This window comes from Spirillospora sp. CA-142024, from assembly GCF_050942325.1.
GTDB lineage: Bacteria > Actinomycetota > Actinomycetes > Streptosporangiales > Streptosporangiaceae > Spirillospora.
Genome location: NZ_CP192077.1, coordinates 1,783,279 through 1,808,483, shown reverse-complemented (window position 1 = coordinate 1,808,483; position 25,205 = coordinate 1,783,279). Strand labels below are relative to the sequence as shown.

Genomic DNA, 25,205 nt, shown 5'->3' with positions numbered 1-25,205 from the left:
ATCACACGGACGCGCAGGTCACGCGGGTGCCTGCTGGGCCGGGTCACCGGCCCGCGGCGTGCCGGTGGCGCGCGGGACGGGCGGTGCCGGGGGCCGCTGCCCGCCGCCGCGTCCGGGCCGTCCGCCCGCCTCGCCGCGCTTGGAGCCCTTGCTGACGTACAGGGTGACGGTGTTGCCCGGCTCGGCCGAGCCCGGCCCCGGCGACATGCCGGCGACGGTGCCCTTCGGATAGCGGCGGGACGGGACCGCCGCGCCGATCCTGGCCCTGAAGCCGGCGGCGCGGAGCCTGGCGACGGCCTCGGCCGGCCGCATGCCCCGCACGTCCGGCACCTTGGCCCGGTCCTCGCCGGAGCCCTTGCTGAAGTAGCGCGACGGCGGCCGGTGGAACGAGCCCGGGTCCGTGTGCGACAGCGCCCCCAGCATGCTCTGCCGCCAGATCGGCGCCGGGATCGTCGCCCCGAACACGGCGCCGTAGCACTGGCCGTCCATGCAGAGGCTCTCCATCGGGTGCTTGTAACCGCCGCGCGGGTCGCCGACCCAGACGGCCGCGGCGAGGTCCGGGGTGTATCCGGCGAACCAGGCCGCGGAGAAGTTGTCGACGGTGCCGGTCTTGCCGGCCGCGTCGCGGCCGAGACCCATGCCGCGCGCGGTGCCCTTGGTGAGGACGCCGCGCAGCACGTAGTTGACGGCGTCGGCGACGCCCTCGTCCATCGCCTGCTTGCAGTCGCGCCCGGGGACCTTCAGCTTCTTCCCCGCCGGGTCCCGGATCTCCCGGATGGCGATCGGCCTGCAGTACTTCCCGCGGGCGCCGAACGCGGCGTAGGCGGCCGCCATCCGCAGCGGGGAGACGGGGTTGAAGCCGAGCGTGAACGACGGGTACTCCTCCAGCGGCTTGCCGTTCGCCTGCTTCATCCCGAGGCGTTCGGCCATCTTGACGGTGTCGCAGAGGCCGACCTTCTTCTCCAGCGCGAGGAAGAACGTGTTGACCGAGTGGTGCGTCCCGGTGACGATGCTGAACTCCCTGCCGCCCTCACCGTCGGCGGAGTTGCGCAGCGAGGCGGTCGGATCGCCGACGCGGTCGCCGTCGCAGTTGCGGTAGCCGACCGGCGTGTACGCGCGCGGCGCCATCAGCCGGGTACCGAACGGCAGCCCCTCGTCCAGCGCGGCGGCCAGCGTGAACGCCTTGAACGTGGATCCGGCCTGCATGCCGATGCTGGAGCCGTGGCTGGCGTCGGCGGCGAAGTTGATCCACGTCTTGCCGCGCTCATTGTCGGGGCCGAGCTTGCGGTCGACGACCATCGCCTTGATTTCACCGGTTCCCGGCTCCACCATCGCCTCGGCGGCGGCCTTGTGCGCGGAGTTCTTCTGCGGGACATGCCCGTCCACGGCGCGCTGCGCGGCCTTCTGCGCCCGCCTGTCCAGCGTGGTGCGGATCGTGAGCCCGCCGCGTTTGAGCAGCTTCTCCCTGTCGACGGCCGTCTTGCCGAACACCGGGTTGGTGAGGATCTCGCGCTGGACGTAGTCGCAGAAGAACGGCGCCTTGCTGGAGACGCAGCCGCTCCGCACGTTGTCGACGTCCAGCTTGATGGGCTGTCTCTTGGCCGCCTCCGCCTTGCCGCGGTCGAGCCGGCCGAGGTCGGCCATCCGGTCCAGGACGGTGTCGCGGCGCTGCCGGGCCGCGCCGGGATGGCGGATCGGGTCGTAGGCGTAGGGGTAGCGGATGACGCCGGCGAGCAGCGCCGCCTCGGCCAGGTTCAGCTCGGAGGCGTGCTTGGAGAAGTAGTGCCGGGCCGCGGCCTCGATGCCGTAGGCGCCGTCGCCGTAGTAGGCGATGTTGAGGTAGCGGCGGAGGATCTCGTCCTTGCTGTACCTCTTCTCCAGCGCCACCGCGTACCGCAGCTCGCGGATCTTGCGGGCCGCGGAGATCTCCCTGGCCGCCTGCCGTTCGGCGTCCGAGTCGGCCTGGGTGAGCAGCAGGTTCTTCACGTACTGCTGGGTGATGCCGGACCCGCCCTGGTCCACCTGTCCGCTGCTGAGGTTGGTGGCGAGCGCCCGCAGCGTACCCTGCGTGTCGATGGCGCCGTGCTCGTAGAACCGGCTGTCCTCGATCGCCAGCACCGCCTCCCGGACGACCGGGGCGATCTTGTTCATCGGGACGTCCACGCGGTTCTGGTAGAAGAACGTGGCGATGGTGGAGCCGTCCGCGGCAAGGATCTTCGACCGCTGCGGGACACCGGAGGTCGTCAGCCCGTCCGGCTCGGACTCGAACCAGCCGGCCGCGTCGCGGGCCCCGACGCCCGCCGTGCACGCGGTCGGCAGCAGCATGAGCGCGACGAGCACGCCGGCGAGCCCGCCGAGGGCGCCCAGCCCGCGCAGCGCACGGGCCTTCTCGGCGCGGGTCGTCGACCGGGTGAGCAGCCGGCGCGGCCGGCGGCGGCGCGGGCCGGGGGCTCCGCTCTCGGGGTCCCCTGTGTCACCTTCGCCCTCGGTCGGCACGCGCTTAGCGTAAACGCGCCTTCTCCGCCCGACCACCCCATCGGCGATGTTCCGGTCGATATCCCCCGAATCAGCCGGACTGCTCTCGCCGTTCCCACGCGCGGACACGATCGCGGAATACCCGGGATACGGCGCGCAACTCCGCCTCCGGGTCCACTGCGCCTTCGACCGCCTCCCGGACCAGCGCGAAAAGCCGGGCCCCGAGCTCGTTCTCACCGCCGGCCAGGTCGTCGGCGAGACCCGCCGGGGCGTCCATCCGGGCGGCGCGGCGCTGGAGCTGCGCGGCCAGCGACAGCGCGGACTGGCCCATCGGCACGCCGTCGAGCGCCGACGCCTCGGCGCCGCTCTTCTCCGCCCGCTCGGCCGCCTTGATCTGCTCCCAGTTGGCGTTGACCTCGTCGGCGCCGGAGACCGTCACGTCCCCGAACACGTGCGGGTGGCGCCGGACGAGCTTGTCGACGATCGCGCCCGCCACGTCGTCGATCGTGAACGCGGTCTCGTCGTCGCGCTCCGCGGCCACCACCGAGTGGAACGCCACCTGCATCAGCACGTCGCCCAGCTCCTCGCGGAGCGCGCCGTAGTCTCCGGACTCGATGGTGTCGAGGACCTCGTACGCCTCCTCCAGCAGGTACGGGACGAGGGTGACGTGCGTCTGCTTGCGGTCCCACGGGCATTCGCGGCGCAGCGTGTCCATCACCGACACGAGGTCGAGGAGGCGCGCTCCCGGAAGGTCGTAGGAGCCGTGCAGCACCTCGACGTCCAAGGGGTCGTTCACGACCAGGTTCCCGATCCCGCGCATCAGCTCCTCGTCGCCCTCGGGCGCGGCCACCCACAGGACGTCCGCCCGGCGGGCGTCCGCGACCAGCGCGGACGGGTCGGGCGCGTCCACCAGGTCCGGGACGATCCCGGCGTCGAGGAGTGCGGGCAGCAGCGGATGCCCGTCCCGGAGCCGGACGGCGTCCGCCGACCGGAGCGCGTCCCAGGCCCGCCAGGTCAGCAGGCCCGGCGCGACCCGGTGCGTGGTCGCGAGCAGGGTCAGGCCCATGGGTCTCAGATACCCGACTCGGGGCTGGACAGCCGGTACACGATCGGGCCGATCTCGAACTTGGACGCGTCGTAGTGCCCGTAGCGCGGGTTGACCTTGATGTGCATGTCGCCGGCGGTCCGCTGGAACAGCTCGTTCCACTGCTGCCCGGCCTGCTGCGTCGCCGGGTTCATCGGGTTCTTCAGATCCGCGCCGAACCGCTGCATGACGGCCCGCTGCGTCGCGACGAGCCGCGCGAGGTCGCGGGTGTGCGCGCGGGGCAGCCCGCTCGCCAGGGTGATCGACGCGGCGCCGCCCTCGTCGTTCAGGTCGTGGACGGCGCCGTCGACCTGCCCGCCGGTGACCTCGACGCCGGCCTGGTCCGCGACCTTGGCGGCGACCCTGAAGTTGATCAGCAGGGTCAGCGCGCCCTGCAGGTCCGACTCGGAGTCGCCGGCGAGCTGCGGCGTCAGGCCGGTCGCGTTCGCGCGCAGCTCGTTGGCCGCCGGGTCCGCCCGGAACTGCGTCCGCCAGTCGCGGACGTTCTGGCTGAGCGTGGTGACGGTGATGCGGTCGTCGCCGACGAGGGCGGCGGTGCCGACCTTCGGGGAGCCGCCGCAGCCGGCCAGCGCGACGGCCGCCACCACGGCCGCCACCGCTGCCTTCACGGACTTACCAGGCACGGATTCCTCGTCTCGTCGCTTGAGCTGTCTCGGGGAGCTGGGATCGCCCTCAGAGAGGTTAGCGCTGCGTGGCGGGTTGCAGGAAAAGGGCGTCGACCAGCCCGGTCGCCCACGTCAGCAGTTCCTGGTCGCGCAGCGGCCGGCCGCCGAACTGCGCGGTCTTCGGCGCCGGGACGAGCAGGGTGTCGGTCGCCGGCTTCAGGATGCTCTTCGGGTAGAGCCGCTGCAGCCTGACCTGCTTGGAGTCGGGCAGATGCACGGGCGTGAACTTGATGAAGTTGCCCTGGAGGGTGACGTCGGTGAGTCCCGCCTTGCGGGCCTTGGCGCGGAACCGCGCGACTTCGAGAAGGTTCAGCACCGGGACGGGCAGCGGCCCGAACCGGTCCTTCAGCTCGTCGTGCACGGCGCCGATCTCGTCGTCGGACGTGATGGCGGCGATGCGGCGGTAGGCGTCCAGCCGGAGCCGCTCCCCCGGCACGTACTCGTGCGGCAGGTGCGCGTCGACGGGCAGCTCGACCTTCGTCTCGACGGCCTCGGGCTCGCCGCCGCCGTCCTTCAGCTCCCGCACGGCCTCCCCGACCATCCGGACGTACAGGTCGAAGCCGACGCCCGCGACGTGCCCGGACTGCTCGGCGCCGAGGATGTTGCCGGCGCCGCGGATCTCCAGGTCCTTCATCGCGACGTACATGCCGGCGCCGACCTCGGTGTGCTGCGCCAGCGTCGCGAGCCGCTCGTGCGCGGTCTCGGTCAGCGGCTGCTCCGGCTGGTAGAGGAAGTAGGCGTACGCCCGCTCCCGGCCGCGCCCGACGCGTCCGCGCAGCTGGTGGAGCTGCGACAGGCCGTACATGTCGGCGCGGTCGACGATGAGGGTGTTGGCGTTCGGCACGTCCAGGCCGGACTCGACGATCGTGGTCGCGACGAGGACGTCGTAGTTCTTCTCCCAGAAGTCGACCATGACCTTCTCGAGCTCGTGCTCGTTCATCTGGCCGTGCGCGATGCCGATCCGCGCCTCCGGGACGAGCCGCGCCAGGTTCGCCGCGACCTTGTTGATCGACCGGACCCGGTTGTGCACGAAGAACACCTGGCCCTCGCGCAGCAACTCGCGGCGGATCGCGGCGGCGATCTGCTTCTCCTCGTACGGGCCGACGAACGTCAGGACGGGGTGCCGCTCCTCCGGCGGGGTGAGGATCGTCGACATCTCCCGGATGCCGGTCAGGCCCATCTCCAGCGTGCGCGGGATCGGCGTCGCGGACATGGCGAGCACGTCCACCTGCGTCCGGAGCCGCTTCAGCTCCTCCTTGTGCTCGACGCCGAACCGCTGCTCCTCGTCGATGACGACCAGGCCGAGGTTCTTGAACCGGGTCTGCGACGACAGGATCCGGTGGGTGCCGACGACGACGTCCACGGTGCCCTCGGACAGGCCGCGGAGCGTCTCCTCGATCTCCTTGTCGGACTGGAACCGGCTGATCGGCTTCACCACGACCGGGAACGCCGCGAACCGCTCGGAGAACGTCGACATGTGCTGCTGGACGAGCAGCGTCGTCGGGACGAGCAGGGCGACCTGCCGCCCGTCCTGGACGGCCTTGAACGCCGCCCGCACCGCGATCTCGGTCTTGCCGTAGCCGACGTCGCCGCAGATCAGCCGGTCCATGGGGACGGCCTTCTCCATGTCGCCCTTCACCTCGTCGATGGCGGCGAGCTGGTCGGGCGTCTCCACGTACGGGAACGCGTCCTCCAGCTCCCGCTGCCACGGGGTGTCGGTCGCGAACGGGTGGCCGGGGCTCGCCATCCGCGCCGAGTAGAGCCGGATCAGCTCCCCGGCGATCTGCTTGACGGCCTTGCGGGCGCGGGACTTGGCCTTCTGCCAGTCGGCGCCGCCGAGCCGGTGCAGGCTCGGCGCCTCGCCGCCGACATAGCGGGTGAGCTCTTCGAGCTGGTCGGTCGGGACGAACAGCCGGTCGCTCTTCGCGTACTCCAGGATCAGGTACTCGCGGGTGGCGCCCTGCACCGTCCGGCTGACCATCTCCACGTACCGGCCGACGCCGTGCTGCTCGTGCACGACGTAGTCGCCGGGCTTGAGCCGCAGCGGGTCGATGCCGCCGCGGCGCCGGGACGGCATGCGCCGCGCGTCCTTCGTGGACGACTTCTGCCCGGACAGGTCCGTCTCGGTCAGGACCGCGAGCTTGACCGCGCCCCAGGTGAAACCGTTCTCCAGCAGCCCGGTCGTGACCGTGACCAGGGACGGCTCGGGCGGCCCGCCGAGGTCGGCGAGCCGCGCGCCGATCCCCTCCTCGCCGACCAGCTGGACGAGCCGCTCCGCGGGCCCGTGCCCGGCGGTCACCATCACGACCCGCCAGCCGCCGTCGATCCAGCCCTTGAGGTCGCCGACGACCCGGGACGTGTCGCCCCGATAGGCCTCCGCCGGCTGCACCCCCAGGTTCAGCGCATCGCCCTCGGGATTGAGCGCTGTCACGCTCCACCGGGGCAGCCCCAGCTCGGTGCTGTGCGCGCGGACCTCCTCCAGCGAGCGGAACGCGGCGGCGCCGAGATCGATCGGCGCCTCGCCCCCGGCGGCCGCGTTGACCCAGCTCGCCTCCAGGAACTCCTGGCTCGTCCGGACCAGCTCGACCGACCGGGTGCGGATCCGCTCCGGCTCGCACACCAGCAGCGCCGACCCCTCCGGCAGCAGATCGGTGAGCAGCTCCATGCTCTCGGCGAGGACGGGCGAGAAGGCCTCCATGCCCTCGACGGTGTCGCCGTCGGCGATCCGGCCGAGGATCTCCTCCAGCGCCGGATGCTCCTCGGCGAGCAGCTTGGCGCGCTCGCGCACCTGCTGCGTGAGCGGCAGCTCCCGGCACGGCGGCGCCCAGAGGCGCGCTTGCCCCGACCAACCGACCCCGCCGACCGCCTCGGCCTGCGCGACCTCCAGGGAGCGCTGGTCGGCCGCCTTGAAGTAGCGGATCTCCTCGACCGTGTCGCCCCAGAACTCCACCCGGAGCGGGTGCTCCTCGGTCGGCGGGAACACATCGAGGATCCCGCCGCGCACCGCGATCTCGCCGCGCTTCTCCACCAGGTCGACGCGGTGGTAGCCGGCGTCCACGAGGCTCCGGACGGTGTCGTCCATGTCGGCGTCCTCGCCGGAGACGAGCCGCACCGGCTCCAGGTCGGCGAGCCCGGACACGATCGGCTGCAGAACGGCGCGGATCGGCGTGACGACCACGTCCAGCGCGCCGCCCTTGCCGTCCTCGTCCGGCTGGGCCGCGTCCGGGTGGACGAGCCGCCGCAGCACCGCGAGGCGCTGCCCGACCGTGTCGGAGCGCGGCGACAGCTTCTCGTGCGGCAGCGTCTCCCACGCCGGGAAGTGCGCGATGCGGCCCGGGTCGAGCAGGCTCGCCAGCGCGGCGGCCAGGTCCTCGGCCTCCCGGCCGGTCGCGGTCACCGCGAGCACCACGCCCCCCGCGCCGGCCGAGCCGCCGGCGCGCAGGCTGCGGCTCAGCGCCGCGGCCAGGATCGGCCACAGCGCGGCGGGCGCGACGACCTCCTGGTCCGCGCGCGCCCGCTTGAGAGCGCGCTCCAGACCGGGGTCGGTGCACGCAAGGTCAACAAGTCCGGAAAGCGTCATCTTCGCCCGCAAAAAATCGCCGATCACCCCGAGGGAGGGCAGCCCGAAAACCGGGAATCCGCGCGGACCCCGGTACCGCGTACCAGGGTACGCGCCCGCGCGGGCTCCCGTTCAGGCGACGCCGCAGCTCGCGGACGGCCCCCCGGCGGGTACGCAGGGCGACACGACGGTCACCAAGAAAGGGCAAATAGCGGACGGAGCGGAGTCAGGCGATTACGCTGCGAGATTGTGACCGATCTGCGTACGCCGCCGGTCAACGACGGCGATCTCTTCTCAGAACGCGCCCGTCAGTACGCCCACGAGAAGCCCCTGCAGCGGATCCACATCCTCGAAGCGGGCTGCGGCTGGGGCACGGGGCTGGACCTCGGCGACCGCGAGCACCACGTCACGGGGGTCGATCTGGAGTCCCCCGAGCTGCGCGCGTACACCTGCGAGCGGCCCGACCTCGACACCTGGCATCTCGGCGACCTGCGCACCGTCCCGCTGCCGCCGCGCGCCTACGACGTCGTCCACGCCTCGTACCTGATCGAGCGGGTCCCGCACGCCGAGCTGGTGCTCGACCGGTTCGTCGCCGCGCTCAAGCCCGGCGGGCTGCTGCTGATCCACCTGCGCGACCGCAACACCGCGTTCGGGTTCCTGGACCGCACGCTGCCCAGGTGGCTGCATCTGTCCGGCCGCAGGCGCCGTCCCGGTCCGGGACGGGGCCAGGGGCGCGGCGCCCATGCCCGCGTCCCGCAACCGGCGGACGGCACGAAGGCAGAGCCCGCCGTGCCCGGCGCGCGGCCCGGCGGCGCGCCCGCCGCGGCACCGGCCGCGGAGCCGCCCGCCCGCCCGGTGCCGGTCGTGCGGACGAGCCCGCCGGCCGCCATCTACGACCGGGTCGCGTCCCAGGCCGGCATGCGCTGGTACTGCGTCATGCGCGGGCTCGTGATCGCCGAGGAGTACACCTCCCGGCAGGCCATCGACGCGCTCGGGGCCGGAACCGGCCTCGCCGAGCTGCTCTGCCGGCTGGTGTCGGCGGTCAGCCGGGGCCGCCTCACCGCCGACCACAGCGAGGTCACGCTCGTCATCCGCAAACCCGAGAACCGCTTCGCGCGGGTCATCTGATCCGGGGGCGCACGTGCGCGGGTCCGGGCCGGGGCAGTATTTTTCCTGCGGAAACCCCTAATCGCCACGGATGAGCCCGGACGCTCCGCCGGGCGGGATCGGAGATCGCGGTGACCGCCGACGCCGGCCTTCCCGACACGCTGCGCGACCTGCCCGCCTGGACTCCGGACGCGGTGGAGCTCGCCGACCTGGACCTGATCCTGGCCGGGGTGTACCGCCCGCTGACCGGGTTCCTCGGCTCGTTCGACACCGCCATGGTGATCGCCGGGGGCCGGCTCGCCGACGGCACCCCGTGGCCGGTCCCGGTCACGCTGACCGTTCCGAAGAAGCTGACCGGCCACGAGCGGGTCGTCCTCCAGGACCCCGAGGGCGTGCCGCTCGCGGTGATGCGGGTCGCCGAGACCTGGCAGGACCCGACGAGCCAGGCATGGCGGCTCGCCGGTCCGCTGGAGGCCCTCCGCGCCCCGGCGCACGGCCCCTTCCACGGCCTGCGCCGCCGCCCCGACGAGCTCGACGCCTTCGAGGGCAACGTGCTGGTGGCGGCCACTCGCGAGCCTCTCCACCGCAAGCAGCTGGGCCAGCTGCGGCAGGTCGCCGAGCAGCTCGGCGCGAAGGTCCTCGTCCTGCCGATGCTGAGCGGGCAGCACGACGAGTCCCTCGTCCGGGCGCTGCTGGGCGTCCGCAAGGAGCTGCCGGACGGCGCGCAGATCATCCCCGTGCCGCTGCCGGCGCGCGGCGACCGCGAACGCGACGTCCTCCTCCACGCGCACGTCGCCGCCGCGTACGGCGCCACCCACCTGCTCGCCGAGGAGGAGATGGACGGCACCGCGATCCCGCTCGTCGTCCCCGAACCCTGGGCGTACGACGCCGACGTGGAGGTCTGGCGGCCCGTCGCGCGCATCGAGCCCGACCACGTCCAGGCGGAGCTGACGCCCGAGCGGCTCAACGAGCTGCTGGACGCCGGGGAGCCCGTGCCCGACTGGTTCACCCCGCCCGCCGTAGCCGCCGAGCTGGCGCTGGCGCGCCCCCCGAAGCGCTCGCGCGGCATCACGGTGTTCTTCACCGGCCTGTCGGGCTCCGGGAAGTCCACAGTCGCGCGCGGCCTGGCCGACGCGCTGGTCGAGCGCGGCGGCCGGACGGTCACGCTGCTGGACGGCGACGTCGTCCGGCGAATGCTGTCGGCCGGCCTGACGTTCTCCCGCGCCGACCGCGACCTCAACATCCGGCGCATCGGGTTCGTCGCCGCCGAGATCACCCGGCACGGCGGCACCGCAATCTGCGCACCCATCGCCCCGTACGCGGCGACCCGCGCGGAGGTGCGGCGGATGGTGTCCGCCGTGGGCGACTTCATCCTGGTGCATGTGGCGACGCCGCTGGAGGAGTGCGAGCGCCGCGACCGCAAGGGCCTGTACGCCAAGGCCCGGGCCGGGCAGATCCCCGAGTTCACCGGCATCTCCGACCCCTACGAGGCGCCGGACGACGCCGATCTGACGCTCGACACGTCGCACATGACGCCCGACGAGGCGGTCGGCGAGGTCCTCGGCCTGCTGGTGGATGGCGGCTGGGTGCGGCCCGAGTAATCCCTTCCGTCCCGTTTGTCCCACACCACCCGGGTTACCACTCCGGAGACACGTCGCTTAGTCTGTTAAGCGAGTTTTCCTATATGCCAGGTAGGTCATGCCGATGGACTTCGATTGGACGATGGCGCTGGGCTCGTTCCTCGTCGCCATCATCGTCGGGCTGACCGGCATGGGCGGCGGCGCCCTGATGACGCCGATGCTCGTGACGTTCTTCGGGGTCAGCCCGCTCGCCGCCGTCTCGAGCGACCTGGTCGCCGCCGCCGTGATGAAGCCCGTCGGCAGCGCCGTCCACTACCGGCAGGGCACGATCAACATGCGGCTGGTCGGCTGGCTGTGCGCGGGCTCGGTGCCCGCCGCGTTCTCCGGCGTCCTGGTCGCGAAGGCCCTCGGCCACGGCGGCTCGATCGAAGACCTGATCAGCAAGGCGATGGGCGTCGCACTGATGATCGCCGCCGCAGGCCTCGTCCTGCGCGGCTACCTGGCGTATCGCGGTCGCAACGGATCCACCGGCGACCGGGAGAAGGCCCCCGAGATCAAGGTCCGGCCCGTTCCGACCGTGCTGATCGGGATCGTCGGCGGGCTCGTCGTCGGCATCACCTCGGTCGGCTCCGGCTCCCTCATCATCGTCGCGCTGCTCGCCCTCTACCCGACGCTCAAGGCGAACCAGCTCGTCGGCACCGACCTGCTCCAGGCCGTCCCGCTGGTGTTCGCGGCCGCCATCGGCCACCTGCTGTTCGGCGACTTCCGAATGGAGGTCACCACCGCGCTTCTCGCCGGCTCCATCCCCGGCGTCTACCTGGGCTCCAAGATCTCGTCCCGGGCCCCGAGCGGGCTCATCCGGCGGGTCCTCGCCCTGGTCCTGGTCGCGTCCTCGCTCAAGATGTTCGGCGTGGCCGCCGTCCCCCTCGCCTGGACGATGGTCGCCCTCACCGCCGCCACGATCGCCGTCTCCCTCTACCTCCGGCGCACCTCGCGGAACCGGGATACGCTGCCCTCTCCGGTCGTATCCCCCGGCGTCGCCGGTGCCTCTGGGAGGGCAGAGCGAACGTGGACCAACGATGGCCGCATGACACCGTCGACGTCCTCGGCGTACGGGTCAGCCGCTCCGACGTCGCCCGGTTCCGGTCCTTCGTCGAGACGGCCGTCAAGGAGCGGACGAAGCTGACCGTCACCTTCGCCAACCCGGACTACGTGCTCAAGGCGCAGAAGGACGCCGGGCTGCGCGATCTGATGAACGGCTTCGACCTCAACCTGCCGGACGGCTGGGGCGTGGTGCTGGCCGCGAAGATCTTCGGACGCCCGGTGCCCGGCCGGATGGCCAACGACGACCTCACCGACCATCTCTTCGGCCAGCCCGCCGAGCAGGGCTGGCGCGTCTTCCTGTTCGGCAACGCCCCGGGCGTCGCCGAAGCCGCCGCGGGGAACGTCCGCGCGTGGTACCCGGGCCTGAGCATCGCGGGCACCCTGCACGGCCACTGGGCGGACGACCAGGGCCGCATCCCCGCCGAGACCGCCGGGCGCCTCGTCGCCGAGATCAACGACGCCGCCCCGGACATCCTCCACGTCGGCCTCGGCACCCCGCTGCAGCAGCGCTTCGTCACCGAGTACCGCGACCGCCTCACCGCGCCCGTCATCATCACGTGCGGCGCCTACTTCGAGCACCTCGCCGAACGCCGCGACTACTACCCGGCCTGGGTCCTCAAGCTCCGCGTCGGCTTCCTCTACCGCCTGGCCCGCGAACCCCGCCGTCTCTGGCGCCGCTACACCATCGAACTGGGCGCCTACCTGGCCCGGGTCCTCCTGCACCGCCTCCGCCACGGCAAGGCCGGAAAGCCCTCCTAGGCCGCCGGCCCGCAGTGCCGTCAGCTGGGCAGGAGTGAGGCGTTCGCGAGTGCGCCGCCCTTCGCGCAGTCGATCGAACGCAGGGTCACGTCGCCCTTGGCGTGCGGGCGGCAGGTCCAGCCGGCCGACTTGATCGGGTGACCGTCGTAGCCGTAGCCGCGGGTCTCGACCTCGGCGATGTAGCCGAAGTAGGTCGTGAAGACGGTGCGCACCTCCGAGCACTTCGCCTGCCCGCGGGCCATCTTCAGGCCGTACTGCGCGGCCTGGTTGTTCTGCGCGGTGCCGCACACGACGCCCGCCTTGCCCACCTTGGGCGGGTAGAGGTAGGGCCGCGTCTGCGAGACCGGGGTCGGCTGCGTCGTCGGCTTGCTGCCGTTCTTCGACTTGTCGTTGTCGCCCGTGTCCGGCACTCCCGGCGCGCCGCTCGCCCCGGCGGAGGCGCTCGGCCCGCGGGGATCGGGTTCGGCGGACCTGCCGTCGCCGCCGCCGCACGCGGACACCGCGGCCAGCAGTGCGGCCGTCACAACGCAGAACGCCATGATGCGCCGTCGGAACAGCATCGGGGGTCCCCCACTTCTCACGATCAGCCGACCCGTGAAGCGATACCAGAGGTCATGGAACCCTATGGCATCCGGCGCCGGCGCCAGGCCACTTCCACCCATCCCGGCGGCCCCGAACACACGGTGCGAGGGCCGCTAGACTCACGCGCATCCCCCGCCCGGATCGCGACAGGAGGCGTCGTGCCCACGTCCGTGCCACTGCGCGAGCTCATCGTCCGGCTGTGGGGCGAACCCGGCCCCGGCGCGCCGGTTCTGGCCACTCTCGACGGCCTGCCGAGCGGTTACCGTCCCGTGGAGAGCTACGCCGTCGTCCCCAGTCCCGCGAACGCGAAGTTCCTCGTGCCAATCGCCGGGAACGCCGCCGCGGCGGCCACCTTGACCTGCTACAACAGGCTGCGGTCGGGGCAGGTGCGGGCCACCCGGCGCGTCCTCGGCGCCGGGTTCCGGACGGGGCTCGCGCAGCGCCTGCTGAGGCACCGGCTCACCGTCGGCATCCGCTCCGACATCCCCGCCGAGCAGGCCGCGGACCATCTGCTCGGCGAGCACCTGCGCCGGGTGCTGGACGCCCCGGAGCTCGTCTTCGGGCTGGGGGTGCGGCCGATCGACCCGAACAGCAAACCGACCCTGCAGGTCTTCTCCGGCGACGGCGCTCCGCTGGGCTACGCGAAGATCGGCTGGAGCCCGGCCACGAGGGAGCTGGCCACCACCGAGGCGGAGGCGGTGCACGCGGTCGCGACGGGCCTGGCGGCGCGCGCCGGCGAGGCGAGCGGGCCCCACCCGCACGTCCCCGCGCTGCTGCACCACGGACCGTGGCGGGACCTCGTCATCACGGTGACCGCGCCGCTGCCTGCCCGCGTGACCGGCCACGGGGATCCCGGCAGCCCGCCCGAACCGGCCTTCACGCTCGCGATCGCGGAGAGTTCGGACTCCGGATGGGAAAGGCTCACCGGCACGGCGTTCTGGCGGCGCCTGCGGGACGACGCCGCCGCGATGGACGACGAGCCCGACCTCGCCGAGGCCCTGAACGCCGTCATGGACGGGCTCGCGGACCGGTTCGCGGAGCTGAAACTGCGGATCGGCCGCTGGCACGGCGACTGGGTTCCGTGGAACATCGGCCACCACGGCGGCGACCTGCACGTGTGGGACTGGGAGCACAGCGCCCTGGGCGCGCCGGTCGGGCTGGACCTTCTGCACTGGCGCTTCCAGGTCGAGCTCGTGCTGCGCGGGGCCCCTCTGGACACGGCGGTGGCCGCCGTCGAACGCGCGGCCCGGGACGAGCTCGCCTCGTACGGTGTCGCCGCGGAGGCCCGCGACCTGATGGCGCGTCTCTACCTGCTGGAGATGTTCGCGCGCACGTACAGGCTCAAGCGCGGCGGCGGGGGCTGGAACCCCGCGCTGTTCCCCGCGATGCTCGACGTCCTCGCGCGCTGGCGGTCCTGAGAGCCGTTCCCCGTCATCAGGGGACATGCGCGGGCACGTCCATCTCCGAACATGGGTCAGGCCCGGGCTCGGCTCCCGCCGAACCCGGGCCTGACTCCCGTCGTCACCCGGTTACGGGGTCACGACCTCCGTCGAGGCGGAGCGGTTGCCCGCCGTGTCGACGGCGCGCACCCAGTAGCGGCCGCCGGTCCCCGAGTCGTCCGTGAGGTGCCAGCCCCACGTGACGCCGATGACCCGGTCGTCCTTGATGACCTCGTACTTGGCGGTGTTGGCGTTCGCCGAGGGCCCCTGCCAGGTCAGCTTGACCCCGCCGCCCTCGGAGGTCGCCTTGAGGTCGGTGGGTTTCCCCGGTGGCGAGGTGTCCCGCTGACACACCCGGGTGAACCCGCCGGCCCATTGATAGCCGGAATTCAGCCACGACCCGCGGTTGATGTCGCCGCCGATCCACATGCAGCCCTGCTTGTCCTCGGTGAGCTCCCACGGCCCGTTGCCGGCGCGGGTGCCGAGGCTCGGCCAGAAGTCCGACATCGGCTCGGCTGTCTTGCCGTCGAAGGCCATCACCGCGTTGGCCGTCTGGATCTGCGACCACGTGGTCGGCGTCGGCCACGCGTCGCCGTCGTGGTAGACGAACTTGTAGCAGTGGCAGCTGCCGTACACGATGCCGTTGATCTCCACGGCGGCCTGCATGTCGCCGCCCGGCTTGGTGATGACGCTCTTGATCCGGTCGAACTTGCTCTTGGTGTAGGCGCTGAAGATGTGCTCGGAGCCGCCCACCCAGACCTTGTCGCCGTACTCCCGGATGATCTGCTGGTACTGCTTGTCGATGTTCGGCGTGCTCGGGTGCCAGCTCTGGTCGTTCAGCCCGGCCACCTGGGCCGCCGGTGCCGCCGTGCCGAGCACGGCGATCTTCCGCGCGGGCTGACCGTTCACCTGGGTGAAGTAGCCGGCGTAGTAGACCCGGTCGCCGCCCGGGTTGGCGTCCAGCTCGATCACCGAGCCGTTGAAGTTCGGCTTCCACGTCCCGTCGGGCTTGCCGTCGGAGAGGCGGAGGCGCGCGGTGCGTCCCACGGACACCTTGGTGCTGAGGGGGTTGCCGCCCCAGATGCGGGTGAAGCTGCCGCCGACATACAGCCAGTTGCCCTGCACGTCCAGGGCGCGGGCCATGGCGGGGCTACCGTCGGAGGCGGAGACGCTCGCCGCCCATCCGGTCGCGTTCTTCCCGGTCGCCAGGTCGAGCGCGGCCAGCCCGGCGGTGTTGCCGGCATCGTTGGCCTTGGTGAACTCGCCCGCCACGATGAGCTTGTTCCCGGCGACCTCCAGGTCCCAGACGCCGCCGTTCAGCTTGGGCCGGAACGAGGACTTCCACTCGCCGGTCGTGGTGTCGAAGGCGGCCAGGTACGACTGCTCGACCTTCTCGTCGGCGGCAGGGGTCGCGCCCTTCTGCACGTACTTGAACTCGCCGCCGACGTACATGGTGTTGCCCGACACGGCCATGGCCTGCACCTCAAGGTGCTTCTCGCCGGTACCGCCGCTGACCACACCGGTGACGCCCCACGCCCCGCCGGAGGTCTGGTTCTTCATCAGCGGCTTCTCGGTCGTGGCCGGGGTGCCCGAGTCGGGGACGGACGGGTACTCCAGGTCGGTCAGCTTCGGCCGGATCCACACCTGGGTGAACGGGATGGTGTTGCCGCCCGCGACGCCGGAACGCCAGAGGTAGCTGGTCGGGCTGTTGTCTCCGGCCGTGACGTACGACCGGTAGGCGAAGCCCCGCTGCCAGCTGTTCTCCTTGGTCTCGTAGGTGTAGAACCCGTTGGTCGGCTTGAGGACGCTGTCCTTGGCGACGAGCCGCGTGTTACCGCCGCTGGAGGTGGCGCCGTCGAAGCTGACGGAGGTCAGCGGGTTCGCCGGATCGGCGTCGAACGTCCAGGACCACGGAGCGGCCTTCTGGAACTTCCACCGCATCTCCTGCCACTTGCTGCCGTCGACGTTGGTCGCGCGGCGGACCCGGACGCCGTCGGGGAGGTCGTCGACCGTGTGGCCGCCCAGCAGGCCGTCGATCGTCTCCGCGGGCAGCGTGGCGGGGGTGAACGCGCCGGTGCCCGTCGGGTTGCTGCGCACCTCCGCGACGCCGTTCTGGCCGGGGTAGGCGAAGTTCCAGCCCTGCCGGCCGCGGCCGGCGAGGACCCAGCCGCCGCCGTCCGTCGTCATGTCGCAGTAGAACTGGTCGGGCGCGACGAGCTTCGGCGTCTGCAGCCAGTAGACCCCGTCCGCGCTGGAGGGGAACTGCTGCTTGATGGCCCAGCAGGAGGCCGCGGCGCGGGCGGAGCTCTTCCCGTCCCGCTGCACGCTGGCCGCGCTGAGCGCCGCCGTCCGGCCGCCGCCCTGCGCGGAGACGGTGGCGACGACCGTGCCGGTCAGCACGGCCGCCGTGGCGACTATGGTCACGGCGCTTCTGCGATACCGGACACCACGCAGGAAACGCAATCGATCTGGCATGAACTCCCCCGGGGGGATTCGACGGAGGGGATGGCGCTGAGCAGGCGATTCGTCCGCCGCTCCAGGCGCCACGCATGAGAATGAATTTACGTTAGTGCAGGTGGAGACCGTTGGTCAACGAATTCCACAATGCTGGAATGGCAATGTGAACAAACTCCCAGTTCGTCCGGCGGCAAACGAAAAAATCAGTGATACGGCGGTAAACCGGCCCGCTTGTTCACGCGTCCGGGACCCGCTCAGCTCGGCCAGCCGAAATCGACGCCCAGCCACTGGAAGAGCTCCCGGTTATGCGGCCGGTAGAACTCGGTGAGCTCGGCCTTCGTCCCCTCGTCCATCGGCGGGGCCGGCAGGTAGTTGTGCCGCTCGGCGCTCTCCATGCGGTGCGGCGGCAGCCCGAGGAAGCCGCAGACGCGGTCGAGCGCGGCCTGCTCGTCCGCGTAGAGCTCCTCCGCGGACATGACCAGGAGGTTCTCCCGCGGGTAGTGCTCGCACCACCGCTCCAGCTGGGGCCGGTAGACGCCGCGGTCCCGGTAGCTGTTGAAGTCGTGCGGCTCGCTGTAGTACAGCGGCTCGGCGAGCATGCGCTCGACCTCCCCGCGGAGCCGTTCCGGCTCCGCGGCGAGCGCCTCCTCGAACCCGAGGTCCTCCGCGCCCTTGCCGACGGCCTCCCAGTAGTGGGAGTAGGCGCGCTTGACCGGGTCGCGCAGCACGACGACCGCTTTGAGGCCGGGCATCCGCGCGTGGATCCGCTCCACCGCGCGCGGGTCGTAAAGGTAGTACGGGCACGCCTCACCGGTCAGCGGACGCGTTCCCGACTTCTGCTCGATCCGGTCGAGTTCACTCTCGGTGGCGAAATGAGAGCGATACCAAGCGTCGCCCTTCGCATAGTTGACGTAGAAGTACCAGGGGCTTTTCAGTCCGCGTGACGCCGGAAACATCGGCATGACCAGCGGATGCTGGATCAGGTAGTTCCACAGCGATGTCGTCCCGCCCCGTTTGGTGCCGATGACCATGAAGTCGGGCAGGTGCCGTTGTTCCGCCGTGCGCATCCCGTAGGCCCGGGTGACCGAATTGGCCACGTCCTTGACGGCCCGCGGCGAGCGGTCCTTGAGACCGGCGACAAGACCCATGGTCAGGCACTCTCCCCTTGTCGGGCGCTCTTTTCCCCGGCGCCCCTGTTGCGGACCGCGCCGAGGAACTCGGCGCCCCCGAGCGAGTGGCGCAGACGCCACAGCGTAGCGGCGTACCCGGCGCAGGCGACGACGGTGTAGACGGCGAAGACCAGGGCCGAAGTCCCGAAAAGGGCCCGCAGCACCACCCCGGTCAGCCCGAACCACACCAGCGCCCACAGCCCGGTCACGGCGACACGCCGCACGTCCAGCCGCAGCCCGAGCAGGTAGCGGACCTGCAGCGCCGCCGCGACCGTGTCGATCAGCATCGCCACCGCCCAGGCGGCCGCGGCGCCCGCGATGCCGAACGGCGGCACGAGCACGAAGGTCAGCACGATGTTCACCGTCAGCGCGACGGACTTGTTGGCCAGGCTCCAGGAGCTCTTGCCGCCCATGAGCAGCACCGTCTGGACGTTGCCGGCGCTGAGCGCGAGCAGCATCGACCCGGACAGCACCGCCAGGGCGACCGCGCCGCCGGTGAACTCCTCGCCGAACAGCGCCAGCAGGAACGGGCCGAAACAGGCCAGCACCAGGTAGATGGGCCAGGACGCGAGCACGACCCACCGGGTCGCCAGCGAGTTCAGGTGCCCGGCCCGGCCCCGTTCGTCCCGCGCGAGCATCGCGGCGACCTGCGGCGCGATCGCGATCCGGGCGGCCTGCAGCACCAGCGTCCCGGTGCTGACGAACCGGTTGGCGGTCGCGTAGACGCCCGCCTCCTCGCTGGACACGAGCATCGCGACGAGCGGGACGTTGGCCCACACCAGCGCGATCTCGACCGCGGCGGCCACTCCCCGAGGTCCGGAGAACGCCCAGAACTCCCGTCCCGCCGATTTCTGCGGCGCGGGGTCCGCGACCGTTTCGTCTTCCTGCCCGCGCTCGCGTTCGGCTCGCGGCACCATCCGCCACAGCACCAGGACGGCCGCGACGAACGACGCCGCGACCGGAGCCGTCCAGGCGACCATGACGCCGGCGGCCCCCATGCCGAACACGAACACCAGGCCGACCAAGAGCGGGCGCGCACCGGGCAGCAGCACGTTGTTGATCAGCGAGTAGGCGGTGACGCTGCCCAGGCCGCGGGTGCCGCCGAGCGCCACCCGCGTCAGGGCCATGAGGCCGAGGAAGGGCGCGGCGATCCGCAGCAGCGTGACGGCCGTGCCGGCATGCGCGGGGTCGATGAAACGGTCGGCGATCCAGGGGGCCGCCAGATACGCGCCGACCGAGCAGAGGACGCCGACGACCACCACCGGCAGGTGCGCCACGGCCATCAGCCGGCGCAGCTCGTCCCCCCGGCCGAGGGCGCGCAGCCGCGCCGTCGTGCGCACCAGTCCGGTGTCGGCGCCCAGCTCGGCGATCTCGGCGACGATGGTGAACAGCGCCACCACGACGAAGAACACGCCCGCCTCGGCGGCGCCCAGCGTCCGGGCGACCACCACGGTCAGCAGGAACCCCGAGGCCGCCGCGACGATGGAGCTGATCAGCCCGATCGCCCCGCCGCGCGCGAACTCCCGCAGGTCGCGGCCGTGTCGCCGGCCGTCTCCGGACTTCTGCTCAGCCTGCGGCAACGCCGCGGTCATCCACGCCTCCCGCCTTCCCGCCGGCGGATCCACGCAGGATCAGTGCGGCCGCCACGAACACCAGGACGAGCTCGGTCTGGTCGAGCCCGTAGTAGAAGAGCATCAGCGATGCCATCACCTGCACCGCGTGCAGCCAGAGCAGCGAATCCGGTCTGACGCCCCGGGTCCGCAGCGCCAGCCACCATATCCACGCGCAGAAGAACACGAGCCCGGGAAAGCCGTAAGAGAACATCAGGTGCCAGAACTCCCCCTGGGTGCCGACGGACACCACGAAGTTCTCGGACGGCCGCGGCGCCCCGTACCCCAGCACCGGGGAGTCGAGGGTCCGCACGAAGGTCTCGGTGTACAGCCCGAGACGGTCGTTGTTGGTCGAGCTGTACTCCGTCCGGCTGTTGATCCCCGCACCGACGCCCGACAGGAGCGCCGCGATGCCGCCGATCACCACGAGGGCGATGACCATGGCCGGCCAGCGGACATGCCCGCGGCGCAGGAAGCGGATCGCCGTGTACAGGACGCCGGCCAGGATCGCCAGGAACATCCCGCGGTTCAGCGTCGCGAACGCCGGGATGAGCGACGCCGCCATCAGGCCGACGAGCACCAGCCGCGTGAACATCCGCGCCTGCGTGATGTACAGGACGACGAAGGGGAACAGGAGCGCGAAGTGGCCTCCCCAGGAGTTGGTGTAGGGGAAGGGCGCGCGGGGCCGGTTGTAGGGCTTGGGCGCACCCCACGGCTGCTGGATCTCCGCGAACTGCGGATGCACGAGGGCCTGCACGTAGTCGTTGCTCTTGATCGCGTCGGGCAGGATGCGCTCGAACGGCGTCGTCAGCCCCACCTTGGGCAGCAGCACGCCGAGGAAACCGCCGATCACCACCCACACCCAGAAGACGACCACCATGCCGAGCGCGCGGCGGATCGGAAGCCGTTTCAGGCTGCAGTTGTAGGCGTAGACGAACACGACGGTGGCGGAGCCGTAGTTCATGAACTGGAACAGGAAGCCGACGCCGCGGCCGAACGTGTCGATCTGCGTCCCGGCGGCGATCATCCACACCAGGAACATCACCCAGAGCCCGAACCGCGGCGGGACCCGGGTCCCGCCGCGCAGCATCAGGTGCAGCGCCATCACGGACGCGGCGATGGGCGCCGCGAACGCGCCGAGGCCGAGCAGCCACCAGACGGGGAAGGCGATGAACAGCAGGCCCAGCGGCCAGGCGGGCAGGTCCTTGCGGGCCGGCGTGGCCGGAGGCGCCTCGCGCTCGCCGGGATCGGAGAGCCCCCGGTGCCGCAGACCCGGCATGGGCGCGGCGGAGCGCCGCGGCGCGGTCGTGACCACCCTCGTCGCCTCCCCTGGGAACCGGGCCGTTTCCGTGTTGGGGGAACGACCCCCCGCGCCCCCCGGCAACCGCACCGGACTCCACCCGTTCCCGACCGGCAGGCGGATACGAACCATACACTCGGAGGCCGAGCCTACGCCCCTGCGCCCGGGGAATCGCGCGGCTCGGGGCCGTCGCGATCGGGGAGAGTGGAGCAGTGGACGAACGCTGGTACCAGAGGCGGTCGGTGCTGGGGGGCACCGCCTTCGCCGCCGCCGGCATCACCGCGGGCGTCGCGGCGGAGACGCTGCTGTCGCCCGGTCCGTCCCCGGCCGAGGCGGAGCAGAAGGGCCCCTGGACGTACGTCCCGCCGAACGGCTCCATCCAGAAGGCCATCGAGGACGGCGCCACCGCCATCCTGCTGGGGAACGGCGACTACCGCATCACCGAGCCCGTCGTCCCGGTGCGCGGCTGCACCATCCGCGGCGCCGGGCAGCGGACCAGGCTGCGCGCGACGCGCTCCATGGACGCGATGATCGCGATCGGCGAGGGCCGGTCGGTGGACGGGGTGTCCGTCTCAGACCTGGTCCTCGACTGCGCCGGCCAGGCCGGGATCGGGATCGACCTCGACATCACCGGCACCGGCAGGTTCTACAAGGGGGAACCGGACGCGGTCTGCCGGATCGACAACCTCGCCGTCTACACGCCGGAGCTGGACGGCATCGCCTACCGCGGCAGCGACACCCAGGCGTGCGTGACCAGCCGGGTCCGGGTCCGCCAGGCGGGCCGGTACGGCTTCCGGGTGGAGGCGCCCGACAGCTGGTGGATCGCCTGCGAGGCCACGACGCGGCGGCAGACCGGCGCGAGCGCCGGCTTCTACGTCGGCCCCGCCATCGCCGGTTCCGACGGCATAGGCGGGGCCAACAACTTCTTCCAGGCGTGCAAGGCGTGGTACTGCCGCGACTACGGCTGGCACGTCAAGGGGACGCGCAACAAGTTCGTCGGCTGCGAGGCGCAGGACACCCGGAGCCACGGCTGGTTCATCGAGTACGACCAGAACGTGTTCACCGGATGCGTGGCCGACACCGCGAGTTCCCGCGACCTCGGCGCGAACGCGAACGAGGCCGACGGGTTCTTCGTCGGCCAGGGCGACCAGACGTCCCTGGTGGGCTGCCAGTCGTTCGACCGCAGGCCCGGCGGGCGGGGTCCGCAGCAGCGCTTCGGGTTCAACGTGCCGGCCACGATGGCGGATCAGGGCCGGCTGGTGGGCCAGACCGGCTGGGACAACGCGACGGGGCTCGTCAACCGGCGGTGACCGCACCCGGCCAGTCCCGGCGCGGGCGACCCGGTGATCGGCGGGGCGTTCTCGCCCGTCTCCGTTAAGCGGTTCGCCACGAATGGGTCAAGGTATCTTGGATCGAACTCCGACGGGGAGTGGACCGCACGGCGCGCACGGCGCGCACGGCGAATCGACGGCGGCGAGAGGAACACCCGGCTGATGGACTCCACTTCGAGAGCCGACTCCACGGAGCTGGCGGAGTACGCGGCCATGCTCCGGCGGCGCTGGTGGGTGGTCGTCGCCGGTGCGCTGCTGGGCCTCGCGATCGCCGTCGCGGGCCTGTTCCTGCTGCCGAAGTCGTACGTGTCCACGGCCGTCGTGCAGGTGTCGTCCACCGACCCGGAGCAGCGCCAGAACAACAACAACAAGAACGACATCAGCCTGGAGACCGAGGCGCAGCGGCTGCGCTCGACCGAGGTGACGTCCCTCGTCCAGAAGCGGATCGGGTCCGGGGAGTCACCGCTGGACCTCGGGCGCCGGGTCCAGGTCAACGTGCCGCCGAACTCGTCGGTCCTCGTCATCGACTGGGCGGCGCCGAGCGCGGCGAAGGCCCGCGCCGGCGCGCAGGCGTTCGCCGAGGCGTACCTGCAGAACCGCAACGAGAATGCCGTCCAGCGGCTGCAGACCCAGGCGTCCGCGCTGGAGAAGCAGATCAACGACGTCCGCACGAAGCTCGCGACCGCCGGCGCCACGCAGCGCCGCGTGCTGACCGGGCAGATGACCGCCTTCACCAACAAGCTCACGGACCTGCAGGTGGAGATGGCGAACGTGGACGGCGGTGAGATCATCACCAGCGCGTCGCCGCCGCCCGGGCCGGCCAGCCCCGACCCGGTGAAGTTCCTGCCGAGCGGCCTCGCCGGAGGCCTGCTGCTCGGCATCGTCCTGGCGATCATGTACGACCGGGTCGACCGGCGGGTGCGGGTCGCCGGGGACGTCGAGCGCGTCCTCGACCTGCCCGTCCTGCTGTCCATCCCGCAGCGGCGCGGCAAGGAGGGGCTCGGGCTGCTGCCCGCGCGGAGCCGCAGCGGGCAGAACTTCCACGAGCTCGCGCACGAGATGACCGCGACGCTCGGCCACGGCAACCACGTCATCCTGGTCACCGGCGCCGCGCCCGGCCCCGGCTCCAGCATCGTGTCGGTCAACCTCGCCGCCGCGCTCGCCCGCACCGGCTCGAACGTGCTGCTCGTGTGCGCGAACCTCCAGTCGCCGCTGGCGTCCGACCTCCTCGGCCTGCATCGCGGCGCGGGGCTGTCGGAGCTGCTGCTCGGCCGGGTGGAGCTGCGGGACGTGGTGCGCCGCAACCACGCGCTGCCGTCCCTCGCCACCATCACTCCAGGCGCCGACGCCGACCTCGCCGCCGAGATGCTGCAGCGCGAGCAGATGGCGCGGCTGATCGGCTCGCTGCGGGAGAAGGCCCGGTTCACCGTCATCGAGGCCCCCTCCACCGAACTCGGCGCCGACGCGCAGGCCCTCGCCGACCTGTCCGACGCAGCCCTCATCGTCGTGGAGACGCCGCGCACCAAGTACGCGCAGATCCGCGACGGCGTCCGCCGCATCCACCGGATGGGCGCGGCCGTGCTCGGCGCGGTCGTCCTGCCGAGGCAGGACGAGACGGCCGTGGCGGCGCCCCCGCCCACGCTGCCCCGCGAACCCCGCGACATGCCGCCCCGGCGGCGGGACGGCTCGGCCGGCCCCGCGGCGCACCCGCTGTCGCCGCCCGCGTCGTCACCCACGTCGCCGCCCGGGTCCAAGGAGCCGCGCCGCGCCGCGGCGCCCGCCGCACGCGAACCCGGGGCCCGCCGAGACCCGCTCGGCGAGCCGGAGTCTCCGCGCGGGCGCAGGCACGCGCGGCCGCCCGCCCCGGACGCGTCCGAAGGCGGGGGCCAGGACAAGCCGAACGACAAGACCATCACGCTGGGCGCGATCAACCTGGACGCGTTCCCGCCGTCCCCCGATGAGGACGCCGTTTCACCCGCCGCGGACACCCTGACCGACAAGACGGCGAAGAAGCTCAACCGCCCCTGATTCCGGCGAAGGCGGTAGGGGCGGATCAGATGCCGCGGCCCCGGGTGTGGAGGGCCAGGAGGACGCGTTTGCCGGAGACGACGCCGGAGGCGACCGCCAGGGCGAACGGGACGCGGCGTTCGGCCGGGTTCGCTTTGAGTGCGCGGGCCGACCAGCGGAGGGCGTCCTTGCGGCGGCCGACGGTCGCGCAGCCGAAGGCGAGCTGGCCGTATACGCGTCCGGCCGCGCCGGACTCCTCGCCGATCTCCGGGTAGTGCTCCAAGAACCACTCCAGCGCGGCCACCTTCGTCTCCCACGCCTGCGCGTAGTACGACGTCAGCCCCCACAGGACGCGGACGTACGGCTCGTCGACGTTCAGGACCGGGTGGCGGCGGGCGGCGCGCAGCGCGAGGTCCCAGTCCTCGCCCTGGCTGCCGGGGATCGTCTCGTCCACCATGCCGATGTCGATGAGCGGCTCGCGCCGCGCCACATAGGTGGACGAGTGGACGCTCATCATCCGGTCGCGGATCAGCTCGTCGTAGGTGACGCGGCCGGTCCCGGCCAGCCGGGGCAGCTCCCGGCCGTCGAAGTCGATCAGGATCCCCGAGCTGCACAGCACCGCGTCCGGCTCGCCCTCAAGGGCCTTCACCTGGGCGGCGAGCTTGCCGGGCAGCCACTGGTCGTCGTCGTCGCAGAACGCCACCAGATCGGTGTCCAGGGCGAGGATGCCGGAGTTGCGGGCACCCGCGAGGCCCGGCTCCCGGGTGTTGGCGATGACCTCGACGCGGTCGCCGGCGAGCGACACGTCCGGCTCGGCCCGGTCGAAGACGACGACGGCGCGCAGCTCGCCCTCGTAGTCCTGCACCAGCACCGACTCCAGGGCGCGGCGCAGCAGCTCCGGCCGGTTGTGCGTGGGAAGCACGACTCCGACGGATGGGGGCATCGAGGGCCTGCCT

Annotated in this window: 17 protein-coding genes; 7 read left to right on the top strand and 10 right to left on the bottom strand. The window is 72.0% G+C overall.

All coding sequences use genetic code 11. The features are described 5' to 3' along the window. Window positions 1–18: 18 nt before the first annotated feature. From ACQPZP_RS08800 to mfd, 4 genes are all read right to left on the bottom strand, one after another. Window positions 19–2,496, bottom strand: coding sequence for a penicillin-binding protein (locus ACQPZP_RS08800; protein WP_433477132.1), 2,478 nt, complete (start codon window positions 2,494–2,496; stop codon window positions 19–21). A 70-nt stretch (window positions 2,497–2,566) separates the two neighbouring features. Next, window positions 2,567–3,541 carry a MazG family protein gene (locus tag ACQPZP_RS08795; RefSeq protein WP_433477131.1) on the bottom strand — a complete coding sequence of 325 codons (975 nt, stop codon included), beginning with the start codon at window positions 3,539–3,541 and terminating at the stop codon, window positions 2,567–2,569. Window positions 3,542–3,546: 5 nt separating this feature from the next. Continuing rightward, entirely contained in the window at window positions 3,547–4,203 is a 657-nt protein-coding gene (locus ACQPZP_RS08790; protein ID WP_433477130.1) for a hypothetical protein, read from the bottom strand. 58 nt (window positions 4,204–4,261) lie between these two features. Beyond that, entirely contained in the window at window positions 4,262–7,825 is a 3,564-nt protein-coding gene (gene mfd, locus ACQPZP_RS08785) for a transcription-repair coupling factor (RefSeq protein ID WP_433477129.1), read from the bottom strand. A 228-nt stretch (window positions 7,826–8,053) separates the two neighbouring features. On the opposite strand from mfd, the gene ACQPZP_RS08780 reads away from it, so the two are divergent. The 4 genes from ACQPZP_RS08780 (at window position 8,054) to ACQPZP_RS08765 (ending at window position 12,354) form a co-directional block, all read left to right on the top strand. Next, window positions 8,054–8,932, top strand: coding sequence for a class I SAM-dependent methyltransferase (locus ACQPZP_RS08780; RefSeq protein WP_433477128.1), 879 nt, complete (start codon window positions 8,054–8,056; stop codon window positions 8,930–8,932). Window positions 8,933–9,042: 110 nt separating this feature from the next. Then, complete coding sequence (gene cysC, locus ACQPZP_RS08775) at window positions 9,043–10,512, top strand: adenylyl-sulfate kinase (RefSeq protein ID WP_433477127.1); 1,470 nt, start codon at window positions 9,043–9,045, stop codon at window positions 10,510–10,512. 103 nt (window positions 10,513–10,615) lie between these two features. Then, window positions 10,616–11,677, top strand: a complete 1,062-nt coding sequence (locus ACQPZP_RS08770) for a sulfite exporter TauE/SafE family protein (RefSeq protein WP_433477126.1) — start codon at window positions 10,616–10,618, stop codon at window positions 11,675–11,677. Beyond that, window positions 11,560–12,354, top strand: a complete 795-nt coding sequence (locus tag ACQPZP_RS08765) for a WecB/TagA/CpsF family glycosyltransferase (RefSeq protein ID WP_433477125.1) — start codon at window positions 11,560–11,562, stop codon at window positions 12,352–12,354. Before ACQPZP_RS08770 ends, ACQPZP_RS08765 begins: the two co-directional genes overlap by 118 nt. Window positions 12,355–12,374: 20 nt before the next feature. On the opposite strand, the gene ACQPZP_RS08760 is transcribed toward ACQPZP_RS08765, so the two are convergent. Then, window positions 12,375–12,914 carry a hypothetical protein gene (locus tag ACQPZP_RS08760; protein WP_433477124.1) on the bottom strand — a complete coding sequence of 180 codons (540 nt, stop codon included), beginning with the start codon at window positions 12,912–12,914 and terminating at the stop codon, window positions 12,375–12,377. Window positions 12,915–13,094: 180 nt separating this feature from the next. On the opposite strand from ACQPZP_RS08760, the gene ACQPZP_RS08755 reads away from it, so the two are divergent. Further along, window positions 13,095–14,354 carry a hypothetical protein gene (locus ACQPZP_RS08755; protein WP_433477123.1) on the top strand — a complete coding sequence of 420 codons (1,260 nt, stop codon included), beginning with the start codon at window positions 13,095–13,097 and terminating at the stop codon, window positions 14,352–14,354. A 111-nt stretch (window positions 14,355–14,465) separates the two neighbouring features. Here the strand turns inward: ACQPZP_RS08755 and ACQPZP_RS08750 are convergent, their stop codons facing one another. From ACQPZP_RS08750 to ACQPZP_RS08735, 4 genes are all read right to left on the bottom strand, one after another. Next, on the bottom strand, window positions 14,466–16,799 hold the full coding sequence (locus ACQPZP_RS08750) for a fibrinogen-like YCDxxxxGGGW domain-containing protein (protein WP_433477122.1): 2,334 nt from the start codon (window positions 16,797–16,799) through the stop codon (window positions 14,466–14,468). 287 nt (window positions 16,800–17,086) lie between these two features. Further along, window positions 17,087–17,980, bottom strand: coding sequence for a sulfotransferase domain-containing protein (locus tag ACQPZP_RS08745; protein WP_433477121.1), 894 nt, complete (start codon window positions 17,978–17,980; stop codon window positions 17,087–17,089). Between the two features lie 2 nt (window positions 17,981–17,982). Further along, window positions 17,983–19,593, bottom strand: a complete 1,611-nt coding sequence (locus tag ACQPZP_RS08740) for an oligosaccharide flippase family protein (protein WP_433477120.1) — start codon at window positions 19,591–19,593, stop codon at window positions 17,983–17,985. Then, the gene (locus ACQPZP_RS08735) at window positions 19,568–20,926 is read right to left on the bottom strand and encodes an O-antigen ligase family protein (RefSeq protein WP_433477119.1); all 1,359 of its coding nucleotides are present in this window, start codon (window positions 20,924–20,926) and stop codon (window positions 19,568–19,570) included. The genes ACQPZP_RS08740 and ACQPZP_RS08735 overlap by 26 nt, the downstream gene beginning before the upstream one ends. A 197-nt stretch (window positions 20,927–21,123) precedes the next feature. Between ACQPZP_RS08735 and ACQPZP_RS08730 the strand changes: the two genes are divergently transcribed. Together ACQPZP_RS08730 and ACQPZP_RS08725 are read left to right on the top strand one after the other, a co-directional pair. Beyond that, entirely contained in the window at window positions 21,124–22,221 is a 1,098-nt protein-coding gene (locus ACQPZP_RS08730; protein ID WP_433477118.1) for a hypothetical protein, read from the top strand. 183 nt (window positions 22,222–22,404) lie between these two features. Beyond that, window positions 22,405–24,270, top strand: coding sequence for a Wzz/FepE/Etk N-terminal domain-containing protein (locus ACQPZP_RS08725; protein ID WP_433477117.1), 1,866 nt, complete (start codon window positions 22,405–22,407; stop codon window positions 24,268–24,270). Window positions 24,271–24,295: 25 nt separating this feature from the next. Here ACQPZP_RS08725 and ACQPZP_RS08720 read toward each other — a convergent pair whose 3' ends face one another. Beyond that, window positions 24,296–25,192: a glycosyltransferase family 2 protein gene (locus tag ACQPZP_RS08720; RefSeq protein ID WP_433477116.1), complete on the bottom strand. Its 897-nt coding sequence runs from the start codon at window positions 25,190–25,192 to the stop codon at window positions 24,296–24,298. Window positions 25,193–25,205: the final 13 nt, after the last annotated feature.

Bases quoted from the DNA above. Each gene is read 5' to 3' on its own strand.
- ACQPZP_RS08760 (WP_433477124.1), bottom strand. From the start codon at position 12,914: ATGCTGTTCCGACGGCGCATCATGGCGTTCTGCGTTGTGACGGCCGCA.
- mfd (WP_433477129.1), bottom strand. From the start codon at position 7,825: ATGACGCTTTCCGGACTTGTTGACCTTGCGTGCACCGACCCCGGTCTG.
- ACQPZP_RS08770 (WP_433477126.1), top strand. From the start codon at position 10,616: ATGGACTTCGATTGGACGATGGCGCTGGGCTCGTTCCTCGTCGCCATC.
- ACQPZP_RS08745 (WP_433477121.1), bottom strand. From the start codon at position 17,980: ATGGGTCTTGTCGCCGGTCTCAAGGACCGCTCGCCGCGGGCCGTCAAG.
- ACQPZP_RS08740 (WP_433477120.1), bottom strand. From the start codon at position 19,593: ATGACCGCGGCGTTGCCGCAGGCTGAGCAGAAGTCCGGAGACGGCCGG.
- ACQPZP_RS08725 (WP_433477117.1), top strand. From the start codon at position 22,405: ATGGACTCCACTTCGAGAGCCGACTCCACGGAGCTGGCGGAGTACGCG.
- ACQPZP_RS08795 (WP_433477131.1), bottom strand. From the start codon at position 3,541: ATGGGCCTGACCCTGCTCGCGACCACGCACCGGGTCGCGCCGGGCCTG.
- ACQPZP_RS08720 (WP_433477116.1), bottom strand. From the start codon at position 25,192: ATGCCCCCATCCGTCGGAGTCGTGCTTCCCACGCACAACCGGCCGGAG.